Below are 14,806 nucleotides of genomic sequence, written 5' to 3'. Positions count from 1 at the left end.
CTCAGCGTACCCGGCCACGTCGCCGCCGCCCCCGCGCCACCGGTGCTCGCGGTGGCGCCGGAACGGCGGGGAAGCACAATTCAGCCCTGCGTGGGGTCACCCGGCGTGTAGGTGAGACGCACCACCTGACCGTCGGCGCCCGCGGCGCCGAGGTCCTTGCCGTTGACGAAGAGCTTGACGGCGCCCGCGTTGCCGACGACGAGCTTGATCTTCTTGTCGTCGGTGAAGGTCTGGGACTCGCCCTTCTTCAGCGACTTCTGGAAGAGCTGCTTGCCGTTGCCGTCACTGGCCTGGACCCAGCTCGTGCCGCTCTCGGCGCTGATCTTGACGGTGACCTTGCCGGGCGGGGCCGCGGCGATGGCGCTGTCGGTCGGGTCCGTCTTCGGATCGGCGCCGTTGCTCTGCGGCGACTGGGTGACGGCGGGCGCGCTGGTGGTCGCGGACGGGCTCGGGGAGTTCGCCGCGGTCTTGTCGCCACCGCTGCCGCCGGTGAAGACCGTGAAGCCGACGAAGCCCACCACGGCGACGATCGCCGCGACCATGGCCGCCGTCCAGTTCGCCCGGCGCGGCTCCGAACGGATCTTCTGCGCCTCGTAGAGCGGCGCGACGGGAGCGGGCGCCTCCTCGCCGATGTGCTCGGCGACGTACTGCTCGACCAGTGGTTCGGGGTCGACGCCGACGGCACGCGCCAGGGTCCGGATATGCCCGCGGGCGTAGACGTCGCCGCCGCACCGCGAGAAGTCGTCCTGTTCGATCGACTGCACGATCGGGACGCGCACCCGCGTGCTGATGCTGACCTCGTCGATGGAGAGCCCCGCCGCGATACGGGCCTGGGCGAGGGCGTGACCGACCGAAGGCCGGTCTTCGGAGGGCGAGTTGCCGACGGACACGAGGGCGCCTTTCGAGGGTGCAGCCACCTGCTGGAAGTTCAGTCTAGGGGGGGTACGAAACGCGGCGGCAACCGGACGATCACTTTTTGTCCGCCATCCGGATTGCCATCGGGATCGCAGTCGGGGTTGCCATCGGGATCGCGGTCAGGATCGTCGTCGGAAGCCGACAGGTTCGCTCGTGTACATCGATACGAGCCCCCCTGTATCAACTTGACGTACGAACAGGAGAAACGGTTGCCCCAACACATTCCCCGAGTCCCGTGACTTACGCATTTGCGTGGGCCGTCCGGGCCCCCGGTACGTACAGGACCGGCCGTTCCCGCGCTCGACCGGCCGATCCCCGGCTCCGGACCGCCCGCTCCTACGCTCCCCCGCCGCGGATCTCGGCGAGGACGTCGTCCAGCTCGTCGGCCTTCACCATCACGTCGCGTGCCTTGGAGCCCTCGCTGGGGCCGACGATGCCGCGCGACTCCATCAGGTCCATCAGCCTGCCCGCCTTGGCGAAACCGACCCGCAGCTTGCGCTGGAGCATCGACGTGGAGCCGAACTGGGTGGAAACCACCAGCTCAGCGGCCTGGCACAGCAGGTCCAGGTCGTCGCCGATCTCCTCGTCGATCTCCTTCTTCGGGCCGCTGCCGACCGTGACGTCGGAGCGGTAGCTGGGCGTGAGCTGCGCCTTGCAGTGGTCGACGACCTTGGCGACCTCGTCCTCGGTGACGAAGGCGCCCTGCATACGAATCGGCTTGTTCGCGCCCATCGGCAGGAAGAGCCCGTCGCCCTTGCCGATCAGCTTCTCCGCGCCGGGCTGGTCCAGGATGACGCGGCTGTCGGCGAGAGAGGACGTCGCGAAGGCGAGCCGGGAGGGCACATTGGCCTTGATCAGACCTGTCACGACATCGACGCTGGGCCGCTGGGTGGCCAGCACCAGGTGGATGCCCGCGGCGCGCGCGAGCTGTGTGATGCGGACGATGGAGTCCTCCACGTCGCGCGGCGCGACCATCATGAGGTCGGCCAGCTCGTCCACGATCACCAGCAGATACGGATACGGCGTCAGCTCGCGCTCGCTGCCCTCGGGCGTCTTGGCCTTGCCCGACCGCACGGCGGCGTTGAAGTCGTCGATGTGCCGGAAGCCGTACGCGGCGAGGTCGTCGTAGCGCAGGTCCATCTCGCGCACCACCCACTGGAGGGCTTCCGCGGCCCGCTTGGGGTTGGTGATGATCGGGGTGATCAGGTGCGGGATGCCCTCGTACGCGGTCAGCTCGACGCGCTTGGGGTCGACCAGCACCATCCGGACCTCGTCGGGGGTGGCGCGGGCCATCACCGAGGTGATCAGACAGTTGATGCAGGAGGACTTGCCGGAGCCGGTGGCGCCCGCGACCAGGACGTGCGGCATCTTGGCGAGGTTGGCCATCACGTAGCCGCCCTCGACGTCCTTGCCGAGCGCGACGGTCATCGGGTGGTCCTCGCCCGCGGCCTCCGCGGAGCGCAGCACGTCGCCGAGGTTGACCATCTCGCGGTCGCTGTTGGGGATCTCGATGCCGACCGCGGACTTGCCGGGGATCGGGCTGATGATCCGGATGTCGGGGCTGGCGACCGAGTAGGCGATGTTCTTGGCGAGCGCGGTGATCCGCTCGACCTTGACCGCGGGGCCCAGCTCCACCTCGTAGCGGGTGACCGTCGGGCCGCGGGTGAAGCCGGTGACGACCGCGTCGACCTTGAACTCCTTGAAGACCTGGCCGAGCGCCGCGACCACCGCGTCGTTGGCGGCGCTGCGGGTACGGCCGGGGCCGCCGCGCTCCAGCAGGTCCAGGGAGGGCAGCGCGTAGGTGATGTCACCGGAGAGCTGGAGCTGTTCCGCGCGGGGCGGCAGCGGCGGTCCCGTGGTCTCGGGCGACTTCTTGGTGAGGTCGGGGACGCCGCCCGACTCCACTGAGGCACCGCTCGAATTCTCCGGGGTGTCCTCGGCGCGCGCGGCCGGCACCGGCTTCCTGATCCGGCTGGTGAGGTCGGCGACCAGCGGGGAGGGCTGCACACCGTGCAGCACCGCGCCGTCCAGCGCGGCGGCGGCAGCGGCGGCCACGTCCACCGCGTCCCTGCCGTCCTCGTCCCGGTCGCCGGGCAGCGCCTCGGAGCGGCGCCTGGGGCGGCGGCGCGGCTTGGGCTCGTCGGCGCCCGGGTCGCCCCCGGCCGCGGACGCGACGGCGGAGCGCTCGTCGGGGTCGGTGTCGCTGTCGACGTCGTAGGGCTCCGCGGCCGATTTGCCGAAGCGGATAGGCAGCAGCCGTACGGGCGACTCGTCGGTGGTGTCGGCGGTGCGGGGATCGTCCTCGTCCTCGAAGAAGTCCTCCAGCGGGACCGCCTCGGGGTCCGCGGGCGCCTCGTACAGGCCGAGCCGGGTGGCGGCCTGGCGCAGCCGCTGCGGGATCGCGTTCACCGGGGTGGCGGTGACCACGAGCAGGCCGAAGCCGGTGAAGAGCAGGAGCAGCGGGACGGCGAGCACCGAGCCGACGGTGTAGACGAGCGGGGAGGCGGCGGCCCAGCCGAGCAGGCCACCCGCGTCGCGCATCGCGGTCGCGCCCTCGCCGCGGTCGGGGGCGCCGCAGGCCAGGTGGACCAGGCCGAGCGCGCCGATGACGAGGGCGGACAGGCCGATCACGATCCGGCCGTTGGCCTCCGGCTGTTCCGGGTGGCGCATCAGGCGTACGGCGACCGCGCCGAGCAGGAAGGGCACGAGCAGGTCGAGGCGGCCGAAGGCCCCGGTGATAAGGACCTCGACGAGGTTGCCGACCGGGCCCTGGAGGTTGGACCAGGTGCCCGCGGCGACCACCAGGGTCAGGCCGAGCAGGAGCAGCGCCAGGCCGTCCTTGCGGTGCGCGGGGTCCAGGCCGCGCGCGCCGCGCCCTATGCCGCGGAAGACGGCGCCCACGGTGTGCGCCAGGCCGAGCCACACGGCGCGCGCCATGCGGTAGAGGCCGCTGGTCGGCGACGGTGCGGGCCGGGGCGCGGGTCTGGCCGCCGCTGCCTTCTTGGCGGGCGGTCTCCCCGCGGCGCTTTTCGCGGCGGCGGGCTTCTTCGCCGCGGTCTTCTTGGCCGCAGGCTTCGCCGGGGCTTTTTTGGCGGTGCCGGACGTACGTGAGGCCATGGTGCCGAGGTTACCGCCCTTGTGATCGGGTGACACGCGTGCCTGAGAGTACGCCCGTTCGTGTCGTCCGGCCGGGGCCGGGGACTGACGCGGCGTCAAAAGCGGCGCGCGGCCCTCCCCGTACGACTCACTCCTGATTCGGCAGCTTGACGACGCCGTTGCCGGTGCCCGGTTCGAGCGCGTCCAGGGCGCGGCGCAGGCCGGTCAGCTTGCGCTCCAGGTGAGCGGCGGTGGCGACGGCCGCGGCGTCCGCGGACTCGTCGAGCTGCTTGGTGAGCGCCTCGGCCTGCTCCTCGACGGCGGCCAGCCGTGCGGACAGTTCGGCGAGCAGCCCCGCGGGTTCGCCCGCGCCACGTCCCCTGCCGTTGGTGCCCGCGGCGGACGGCACGCCCTGTTCCAACTGGAGCCGCAGCAGCGCCGCCTGCTCCCGGAGCTGGCAGTTCTTGGTGTAGAGGTCGACGAAGACCGACACCTTGGCGCGCAGCACCCACGGGTCGAACGGCTTGGAGATGTAGTCGACCGCGCCCGCCGCGTACCCCCGGAAGGTGTGGTGCGGGCCGTGGTTGATGGCCGTGAGGAAGATGATCGGGATGTCCCGGGTCCGCTCCCGCCGTTTGATGTGCGCCGCAGTCTCGAACCCGTCCATGCCCGGCATCTGGACATCGAGCAGGATCACCGCGAAATCATCGGTGAGCAGCGCTTTCAGCGCTTCCTCCCCGGACGATGCCCGTACCAGCGTCTGATCGAGCGCAGAGAGGATCGCCTCAAGCGCCAGCAGATTCTCCGGCCGGTCATCGACCAGGAGGATCTTGGCCTTCTGCACCATGGCCCGCCCTCCTCGCCCCGGCACTACACCGGTCGCCGCCCCCGGGGACGACTCCGTCATGCCGCCCGTCCTTGTGCCGGTCATGGTAGCCGCACCCCGCCGTTCGCCACACCCTGTCACCGCCAGGTCACTCAACACGTACCGCAAACGTAGGCGGAGACCAGAAGGTTCCCCTTAATCGGCACCCTCACACCTCATCGGGCGCATGATCCCGAGCGCGGGCCCATGGCGTCGCCGGGCCCGCGCTCCGCCGTCACCGGGCGTGCATCCACTCCTCCATCAAGGTGAGCAGATGGTCGGTGTCGACCGGCTTGGTCACGTAGTCGGACGCCCCGGACTCGATGCTCTTCTCCCGGTCGCCCTTCATCGCCTTCGCGGTGAGCGCGATGATCGGCAGCCCGGCGAACTGCGGCATCTTGCGGATCGCCGTGGTCGTCGCGTAGCCGTCCATCTCCGGCATCATGATGTCCATCAGCACCACGGCGACGTCGTCGTGCTGCTCCAGGACCTCGATGCCCTCGCGGCCGTTCTCGGCGTACAGCACGGTCAGGCCGTGCTGTTCGAGGACGCTGGTGAGGGCGAAGACATTGCGGATGTCGTCGTCCACGATCAGCACCTTCTCGCCGCTGAAGCCGCCGGAGAAGCCGGTGTACGCGTCGGGGCGCCCCTCGTCGGACCAGGTGTCCTCGGTGCCCGCTCCGCCCTGACCCCGCGACTGCGCGGAGCCGTTGGCCGAGCCGTTCGCGGACCCGCCGCGCGGACCCGACCCGTTCGAGGGCGCCGAGCCGTTGGACTGGCCGCCGCCTTCGGGCAGTTGCGGGGGCTGGGCGGAACGGCGGCGCAGCCGGGCCAGGCTGCTGCCGGGACGCGCCCGGTCGCCGGCCGAGCCCTGCTCGAAGTCGCCGCCGTGGCCGCCCGCGGGCAGTTGCGGCAGCGCCTGCGGGAAGTCGCCCAGGGACAGCGGCAGATACAGCGTGAAGGTCGAGCCGCGTCCCGGCTGGCTGTCGGCGTGGATCTCGCCGCCGAGCAGCCGGGCGATCTCGCGGCTGATGGACAGACCAAGGCCCGTACCGCCGTACTTGCGGCTGGTGGTGCCGTCGGCCTGCTTGAACGCCTCGAAGATCACCCGCATCTTGCTGGCCGCGATGCCGATGCCCGTATCGGTCACGGAGAACGCGATCAGCGGCTGGTCGGGCTCGCGCATCGTGCCCGCTTCCAGCAACTGCTCCTTGATCGACTGCGGCACATCGGTGCCCGCGGGCCTGATCACCAGCTCGACGGAGCCGCTGTCGGTGAACTTCACCGCGTTCGACAGCAGATTGCGCAGCACCTGGAGCAGCCGCTGCTCGTCGGTGTGCAGCGTGACCGGCAGTTCAGGCGAGACCCGGACGGAGAAGTCCAGGCCCTTCTCCGCGGTCAGCGGACGGAAGGTGGCCTCCACGTAGTCCACGAGCTGCACCAGGGCGATACGGGTCGGCGAGACGTCCATCTTGCCGGCCTCGACCTTGGACAGGTCCAGGATGTCGTTGATGAGCTGGAGCAGGTCGGAACCGGCGCCGTGGATGGTCTCGGCGAACTCGACCTGCTTGGGCGAGAGGTTGCCGTCCGCGTTGTCGGCGAGCAGCTTCGCCAGGATGAGCAGCGAGTTGAGCGGGGTGCGCAGCTCGTGCGACATGTTGGCGAGGAATTCCGACTTGTAGCGCATCGAGACCGCGAGCTGTTCCGCGCGCTCCTCCAGCACTTGGCGGGCCTCTTCGATCTCGGTGTTCTTCACCTCGATGTCGCGGTTCTGCCGGGCCAGCAGTTCGGCCTTCTCCTCCAGCTCGCCGTTGGACATCTCCAGGGCGGCCTGCCGGTTCTCCAGCTCCGCCGAGCGTTCCTGGAGCTGTTCGGTCAGCTCCTGGGACTGCTTGAGCAGGCCCTCGGTCTTGGTGTTGACCGAGATGGTGTTGACGCTGATCGCGATGATGTCGGTGATCTGGTTGAGGAAGTCCTTCTGGATCTGGGTGAACGGCTGGAAGGCGGCCAGTTCGATCACGCCGAGCACCCGGCCCTCGAAGAGCACCGGCAACACGATGACGTGCGACGGAGGTGCCTCGCCGAGTCCCGAGGTGATCTTCAGATAACCCGGCGGCACGTTCTCGATCAGGATGGAACGCTTCTCCACCGCGGCCTGGCCGATCAGCCCCTCCCCCGGCAGGAACACCGACGACATCGTCCGCTTGGAGAAGCCGTATGCGCCGATCAGCCGCAGCTCGTACTCCTCGCCGACCTCCCGGGTGTCCTCGGCGAGGAAGAAGGCGCCGTGCTGTGCGGAGACGACCGGGGTCAGCTCGCTCATGATGAGCGCGGCCACGTCGCCGAGGTCGCGGCGGCCCTGCATCAGGCCGGAGATCCGCGCCAGGTTGCCCTTGAGCCAGTCCTGCTCCTTGTTGGCGAGCGTGGTCTCGCGCAGACGGACGATCATCGTGTTGATGTAGTCCTGGAGCTCCAGGATCTCGCCCGCCGCGTCCACGTCGATCCGCAGATTGAGATCGCCGCGGGTCACCGCGGTCGCGACCTGCGCGATGTTGCGGACCTGGCTGGTCAGGTTGTTGGCCATCAGGTTCACGGACTCGGTGAGGTCCTTCCAGATGCCCGAGACGTCGGGCACCCGCGCCTGACCGCCCAGGCGTCCTTCCGTACCCACCTCGCGGGCGACGCGTGTCACCTCGTCACCGAAGGCGGAGAGCTGCCCGACCATCGTGTTGATGGTCGTCTTCAGCTCCAGGATCTCGCCGCGCGCGTCCACGTCGATCTTCTTGGACAGGTCACCGCGGGCGACCGCCGTGGTCACCTGCGCGATCTGCCGCACCTGACCGGTCAGGTTGGACGCCATGCCGTTCACCGACTCGGTGAGGTCCTTCCAGGTGCCCGCCACGCCCGGCACCCGCGCCTGGCCGCCGAGGATGCCCTCGGTGCCCACCTCGCGGGCCACGCGCGTGACCTCGTCACCGAAGGCCGACAGCGTGTCCACCATCGTGTTGATGGTCTCGGCGAGCTGCGCGACCTCGCCGCGCGCCTCGACGGTGATCTTCTTCGTCAGGTCGCCGTTGGCCACGGCCGTGGCGACCGACGAGATCGAACGCACCTGGCTGGTCAGATTGTTGGCCATCAGGTTGACGTTGTCGGTGAGGTCCTTCCAGATGCCCGACGCGTCACGGACCCGCGCCTGGCCGCCGAGCTGGCCCTCCGTACCGACCTCGCGGGCCACGCGCGTGACCTCGTCACCGAACGCGGACAGCGTGTCCACCATCTGGTTCACGGTCGTCACCAGCGCCAGGATCTCGCCCTTGGCGTCGACGGTGATCTTCCGGGACAGGTCGCCCTGCGCCACCGCGTTGGTGACATCGGCGATGTTGCGGACCTGACTGGTCAGGTTGTTCGCCATGAAGTTGACGGACTGCGTCAGGTCCTTCCAGGTGCCGCTGACGCCCTGCACCTCGGCCTGCCCGCCCAGGATGCCCTCGGTGCCCACCTCGCGGGCCACCCGGGTCACCTCCGCGCCGAACGCGGAGAGCTGGTCGACCATCGTGTTCAGGGTGTTCTTCAGCTCCAGGATCTCGCCCCGGGCGTCCACGTCGATCTTCTGCGACAGGTCACCGCGCGCCACAGCGGTGGCGACCTCGGCGATGTTGCGGACCTGGGCCGTCAGATTCCCCGCCATGCCGTTCACGGAGTCGGTCAGGTCGCGCCACACACCGGCGACGCCTGGCACCTGCGCCTGACCGCCGAGCCGCCCTTCCGTGCCCACGTCACGGGCCACGCGGGTCACCTGCTCGGCGAACGACGAGAGCTGGTCGACCATCGTGTTGATGGTGTTCTTGAGCTCCAGGATCTCCCCGCGCGCGTCCACGTCGATCTTCTGCGACAGGTCACCGCGCGCCACAGCCGTCGTGACCTGCGCGATCTGCCGCACCTGGGACGTCAGATTGCCGGCCATGAAGTTGACGGAGTCCGTCAGGTCCTTCCAGGTGCCGGCCACACCGTCCACCCGCGCCTGACCGCCAAGCCGGCCCTCCGTACCCACGTCACGCGCCATCCGCGTCACCTGGGCGGCGAAGGAACCGAGCTGGTCGACCATCCGGTTCACGGTGTTCTTGAGCTCCAGCATCTCGCCGGAGACGTCCACCGTGACCTTCTGCGTCAGATCGCCGTTGGCGACCGCCGTCGTGACCTGCGCGATGTTACGGACCTGGCCCGTCAGGTTGCGGAAGGCCGTGTTCACGGAGTCCGTGAGGTCCTTCCACGTACCCGCCGCGCCCGGCACCTGCGCCTGACCGCCCAGCACACCTTCGACGCCGACCTCGCGGGCCACCCGCGTGACCTCCGCGCCGAACGCGGAGAGCTGGTCGACCATCGTATTGACAGTGTTCTTCAGCTCCAGCATCTCGCCGGAGACGTCCACCGTGACCTTCTGGGACAGGTCGCCGTTGGCGACCGCCGTGGTCACCTGCGCGATGTCGCGCACCTGGCCGGTCAGGTTGCGGAAGGCGGTGTTCACCGAGTCGGTGAGGTCCTTCCACGTACCCGCCGCGCCCGGCACCTGCGCCTGCCCTCCCAGCAGACCCTCGGCGCCGACCTCACCGGCGACCCGCGTCACCTCGTCGGCGAACGTCCGCAGCGTCTCGGTCATCGCGTTGATCGTCTCGGCGAGCTGCGCGACCTCGCCGCGCGCGCCGATGGTGATCTTCTGCGACAGGTCGCCGTTGGCGACCGCCGTCGTCACCTGCGCGATGTCCCGCACCTGGGCCGTCAGATTCCCGGCCATCAGGTTCACGGAGTCCGTGAGGTCCTTCCACACACCGGCCATGCCCGGCACCTGGGCCTGGCCGCCCAGCTCGCCCTCGGTGCCCACCTCGCGGGCCACCCGGGTCACCTCGGAGGAGAACGAGGAGAGCTGGTCCACCATCGTGTTGACGGTGTTCTTCAGCTCCAGCATCTCGCCGGCCACGTGCACCGTGACCTTGCGGGACAGATCGCCCTTCAGGACCGCCTGCGTCACCAGCGCGATGTCCCTGACCTGCGCGGTCAGCCGGTACGCCATGGTGTTGACCGAGTCCGTGAGGTCCTTCCAGGACCCCGCCATGCCCCGGACCTTCGCCTGCCCGCCCAGCTTGCCCTCGGTACCGACCTCGCTGGCCACCCGTGTCACCTCGTCGGTGAACGCGGAGAGCTGGTCCACCAGCCCGTTGACCGTCCGGCCGACCTTGAGGAATTCGCCGCGCAGCGGGTGCGCCGACCCGTCCGCGTTCTGCGACCGCAGGTCCATCCGCTGTTCCAGGTCGCCCTCGGCCACCGCCGACAGCACCCGCCCGACCTCCGACACCGGCCGTACGAGATCGTCCACCAGCGCGTTGGACGCCTCGATCGCGGCGGCCCAGGCGCCCTCGCAGGCACCGGTCTCCAGCCGCTCTGTGAGTTTTCCCTCCCGGCCGACGACCCGCCGGACCCGGGCCAGCTCACCGGTAAGGTGCTGGTTACGGTCCGCGACCTCGTTGAAGACGGCGGAGATCTCCGCCATCACGCCGTCACCCGACACCGTCAGCCGCTTGCGGAAGTTCCCGTCCCGCATCGCGGCCAGCGCTCCGAGGAGCTTGACCAGCGCGGCCGAATCGACCTCTACGGTCCCACTGGCGCGGGATCGCCCGTTCTTCGTGCGCGTGCTCGTGCCCCGCGCCGATGCGCCAGACTCCACCGTGTCCCTCCTGGAGGGTCGACCGACCTGCAAAAGTGCAAGATTGCTGCCTTGAGAGCATGCCCAGTGTTTCACCATGGCCCCACCCGGCCATAACAGTTCGGCAGCAACGCGTATAACCCGTGGCACGTTCGGGGTGGAAACACCCGCAACCGGCGCACGCGGTGTCCGCGTGGGTAAGTAACCTGGCACTTGTGTTGGCGGCGCCGCACCTTGCCAGGCGTACACCTCAGGGGGCCGCCGACGAGGACCGGGCAGGACGGCGGCGGCACGGGCGGCGGGACCGGTCAGCGGACCCGCCCACGGACGAGCAACGAGGAGACCGGTGATCACGGCGCGCGCTGCGGCCAGCTTCGAACCGGTGGGGCGGTCGGTCGCCGTCGCGCGTGCCTTCGTACGCGACACCCTGCACGGCTGGGGCTTCGCCGACGTCGTGGACGACGCGGTGGTGCTCACCAGCGAACTGGTGACCAACGCCGTCGTGCACGCGGGCACCGCCGCCGACGTGCAGTGCCTGCGGTACGAGACGGCCGTACGCGTCGAGGTCGCCGACCACTACCCCGACCGCGAGATCCCCATCCAGGGCAGAGGCCGCCAGTTCCGCGACCCCGACAACGAGGGCGGGCGCGGTCTGCTGCTGTGCGCCGCCCTGGCCAGCCGCTGGGGCGTGGAGTACACCGGCGCGGGCAAGCACGTCTGGTTCCAGCTCGACCTGCCCGAGCGCCCCGCGGGCACCCGCTCCGCGGGACCCGTCCTGCCCGCCGCCGACCTCCCGCTCACCGACGAGAGCGTGCGCGTCGCCGTCGTCCAGGTCGACCGCATGGCCTCGATCACGCGCTGGAACGACGACGCGGCCGAGCTCTTCGGCCACCCCGCCGCCGACGTCGTCGGCAAACCGCTCGCCGACCTCACCGCCTGGCCGCAGACCCCCGGCACCGGCATCGGCCTCGCCGAGGCCCTGCTGCACTCCCGCTGGGAAGGCACCTACGGCCTGCGCGATGCCGACGGCCGCGTCCTGCCCGTGTACGGCTCCCACCTGCGGGTCCGCGACAGCGAGGGCGAGCCCTCCACCGTCATCCTGCTGGTGCGCGCCGAGGAGCGCGCCGTGCTCCAGACGCCGTCCCGCGGCTCCGGCAGCGCGGAATCCGGCCTCGGCCAGCGCGGCAAGACCACGGACGCCTTCGAGGTCTTCATCGGCTCCCCCGCCCCCGACGACCTCGACAGCCTCCTCCAGCGCACCGTCGAACGCGCCCGCGACATGCTCGACGGCGACGCCGCCTACCTGCTGCTCGCCACCGACGACGAGACCGAGCTGGAAGTACGGGCCTCCACCGGCCTGCCGTCCGCCCGCCAGCGCTTCGCCCGCGTCCCCGTCGAAGCGGGCACCGGACGCTACGGCAGCGCCCGTATGCCGGCCGTCCACGAGGACCTCACCGCGGTCCCCGGCGCCGTACCGCTGCTGTCGGGCACCGGCATGCGCTCGGTGGTCACCGTGCCGCTCAAGGTCGAGGGCCGCCTGACCGGGTCGCTGGGCGTCGCCGCCGAGGCCCCCGGCCGCTACAACAACCAGGAAGCGCTACGGCTGCAATTCGCCGCCGACCGGATCGCGCTCGCCGTGGAGAGCGCCCGGCTCACCGAGCTGGAACGGCTGCGCCGCGGCTCGCTGTCCTTCCTCGTCGAAGCGTCCGACCTGCTCGCGGGCACGCTGGAACGCGACCAGACGCTGGCCCTCATGGCCCAGATGACGGTTCCGACGCTGGCGAGCTGGTGCGCGGTCTACACGATCGCCGAGCAGTCGGAACCGGAGCTGGCCTTCGTCCTGCACGAGGACGAGGACCGCATCGACGGCATCAAGGCGCTGCTGTCCCAGGTACGGCCTCCGGAGCCCGACCCGACACCCGGCGCCCGCATGTGGACCGCGCCCTCCGACGCGGCCCACTCCAGCGCCCTGCGGGCCTCTCTGCGCAGCCTCGGGGTCGGCGCGCGCTCCGCGCCCTCCTCGTCCGCGCCGAACGCCGCCACGCCCACCTCGGGCAAGGGCGGGCGCGCGCCGAGCGCCCCCGGTGTCGCGCTCGCCACCGCGGCGGCCGTCGGCGGCGAAACGGTCGTCCTGCCGCTGGTCGCCCGCAACCGGGTCATCGGCATGCTCACCCTCGGCAAGCCCGCCGACGAACGCTTCCGCCAGGAGATCCTCGAACTCGCCGAAGACCTCTCCCGCCGAGCGGCCCTCGCCCTGGACAACGCCCGCCTCTACAGCGAGCGCACCGCCATCAGCCAGGCCCTCCAGCGCAGCCTCCTGCCGCCGGAGCTGCCGCACATCCCCGGCGTCGAGGTCGAGGTCGTCTACCGCGCCGCGGGCGAGGGCAACGAGGTCGGCGGCGACTTCTACGACCTCTTCCCGATCCGCGACGGCTGCTGGGGCTTCGCCATCGGCGACGTCTGCGGTACGGGCCCGGAAGCCGCCGCCGTCACCGGCCTCGCCCGGCACGCGCTGCGCCTGCTGGCCCGCGAGGGCTTCGGCGGCCCCGCCGTCCTCGAACGCCTCAACGCCGCCATCCTCGACGAGGGCGCCCGCAGCCGCTTCCTCACGCTCCTGTACGGCGAGTTGTGGCCCCAGCACGACGGCAGCGCCGTCCTGCGCATGGTCTGCGCAGGCCACCCGCTCCCGCTGCGCCTGCGCCCCGACGGCACCGTCGAACCCGCCGCCGACCCGCAGCCGCTGCTCGGCGTGATGGACGACCTCGAACTGTACGAGCAGACCGTCTCCCTCGACCCCGGCGACGTCCTGCTCTGCGTCACCGACGGCGTCACCGAGCGCCGCGAGGGCACCCGCATGCTCGGCGACGACGGCCTCGCCGACGTCCTGTCCACCTGTACGGGCCTGACCGCGGGGGCCGTGGCCGCCCGTATCCAACGGGCCGTGGAGCGCTTCGCCTCTGACGCGCCGTCCGACGACATGGCGATCCTGTCGATGCGGGTCCCGAAGAAGTCCGAGTAGCGCGGGGCGCGCCTTCTTCGCACGGGGCTTCTTCGCGCGGTCCTTGGCGCGCGTCCTGGTGCGGGTCCTGGTGCGCGACGACATGAAGAAGGCCCCCACCTGACGGCGGGGGCCTTCTGTGCCGAGCCCCAATACGGAATCGAACCGTAGACCTTCTCCTTACCATGGAGACGCTCTACCGACTGAGCTATTGGGGCGCGTCGATGGGAAGATCCTATCCCATGAACGCGGGTGCTTGAAGCACGCTCAGGGGTCGTTCAGCGGCGGTTCACAGCAGCCCGCCGAGCGCGTTGCAGGCGTCCGCGATGTGCGTCAACTCCCGCTGGGTGATGCCGGGGTGGACCGGCAGCGACAGGCTGTCCGCGGCCACCAGCTCGGTCTGTGGCAACACGGCCCCCGACCGGTGCGCGGGCATCCTGTGCACCGGTACGGGCACGCTCACGGTCGCCCGCACGCCCCGTGCCGCGAGGGCCGCGGCGAAGGCGTCCCGGTCCGGCCGGCCGTTGCCGGGAATCCGTACCGCGTACTGCCGGTAGAGGTGGTGCGCCCCCGGCTCGGTGTACGGCACGACCACGCCCTTGAGCGCCGAGTCCAGGAACCGCGCGTGTGCCCGCCGCCGGGCGACCACTCCCGCGTCCTCCTCGACACCGCCCTCGGTGCCCTGCTCCACGAGCGCCAGACCACGGCGCGACGCCAGGTCGTTGAGCCGCGCGATCGGCGCGGGGTGCCCGAATACGTGGACGGGTACGATCGCGGCCGTCCGCGCCGTGACGCCCGCGGCGACGGCCTCGGGGGCCAGGCAGAACGTCCGGGGGTCGATGTCCGCGAACACCGGTGTGGCGCCCGCGAGTCGGACGGCGTCGGCCGGCGCGCCCGGTCCGAACGACGGGACGATGACCTCGTCCCCTGTCCCGATACCCAGCTCCTCGAGCGACGTGCGCAGCGCGGCGGCCGTCGCGTCCGAAGCGATCCTGTGCCGTCGTCCGGCAGTCGTCATCTGCTGCACGTCTCCACACCTCCGCCTATCGGGAGGCCCAGAGTCTCGGGGCGACGTGAACAGAGGGTAACGGAAAACAAAAATGCCTTGGCCCCCGAGCGGAAGCTCGGGGGCCAAGGCATTTATAAAGATTGTTCGGCGGTGTCCTACTCTCCCACAGGGTCCCCCCTGCAGTACCATCGGCGCTGAAAGGCTTAGCTTCCGGGTTCGGAATGT

Annotated in this window: 6 protein-coding genes, 1 tRNA gene and 1 rRNA gene; 1 reads left to right on the top strand and 7 read right to left on the bottom strand. The window is 70.6% G+C overall.

All coding sequences use genetic code 11. From position 1 onward, the window contains the following. Positions 1-80: 80 nt before the first annotated feature. From ACFZBB_RS32750 to ACFZBB_RS32735, 4 genes are all read right to left on the bottom strand, one after another. Positions 81-890 (bottom strand): RodZ domain-containing protein, encoded by an 810-nt coding sequence (locus tag ACFZBB_RS32750; RefSeq protein WP_391130339.1) that lies wholly within the window; start codon positions 888-890, stop codon positions 81-83. A 361-nt stretch (positions 891-1,251) separates the two neighbouring features. Then, positions 1,252-4,032, bottom strand: a complete 2,781-nt coding sequence (locus tag ACFZBB_RS32745; RefSeq protein ID WP_391130247.1) for a DNA translocase FtsK — start codon at positions 4,030-4,032, stop codon at positions 1,252-1,254. 127 nt (positions 4,033-4,159) lie between these two features. Further along, complete coding sequence (locus tag ACFZBB_RS32740; protein ID WP_355338120.1) at positions 4,160-4,858, bottom strand: response regulator; 699 nt, start codon at positions 4,856-4,858, stop codon at positions 4,160-4,162. 253 nt (positions 4,859-5,111) lie between these two features. After that, the gene (locus tag ACFZBB_RS32735) at positions 5,112-10,595 is read right to left on the bottom strand and encodes a HAMP domain-containing protein (RefSeq protein WP_391130245.1); all 5,484 of its coding nucleotides are present in this window, start codon (positions 10,593-10,595) and stop codon (positions 5,112-5,114) included. A gap of 325 nt (positions 10,596-10,920) precedes the next feature. Between ACFZBB_RS32735 and ACFZBB_RS32730 the strand changes: the two genes are divergently transcribed. After that, positions 10,921-13,593: a SpoIIE family protein phosphatase gene (locus tag ACFZBB_RS32730; RefSeq protein ID WP_391130242.1), complete on the top strand. Its 2,673-nt coding sequence runs from the start codon at positions 10,921-10,923 to the stop codon at positions 13,591-13,593. Positions 13,594-13,717: 124 nt separating this feature from the next. Here the strand turns inward: ACFZBB_RS32730 and ACFZBB_RS32725 are convergent. The 3 genes from ACFZBB_RS32725 to rrf form a co-directional block, all read right to left on the bottom strand. Beyond that, positions 13,718-13,790 (bottom strand) — tRNA-Thr (locus ACFZBB_RS32725). Between the two features lie 71 nt (positions 13,791-13,861). Further along, a complete protein-coding gene (locus tag ACFZBB_RS32720; protein ID WP_391130336.1) occupies positions 13,862-14,590 on the bottom strand; it encodes a DegT/DnrJ/EryC1/StrS family aminotransferase in 729 nt (242 codons plus the stop codon). A gap of 133 nt (positions 14,591-14,723) precedes the next feature. After that, positions 14,724-14,806 (bottom strand): 5S ribosomal RNA (gene rrf / locus ACFZBB_RS32715); the annotation flags it as partial.

Origin of the sequence: Streptomyces sp. NPDC008139, assembly GCF_042957025.1 — a bacterium.
Classification (GTDB): Bacteria; Actinomycetota; Actinomycetes; order Streptomycetales; family Streptomycetaceae; genus Actinacidiphila.
The sequence above is the reverse complement of the archived record's forward strand: the minus strand, read 5'-3'. Positions and strand labels throughout refer to the sequence as shown.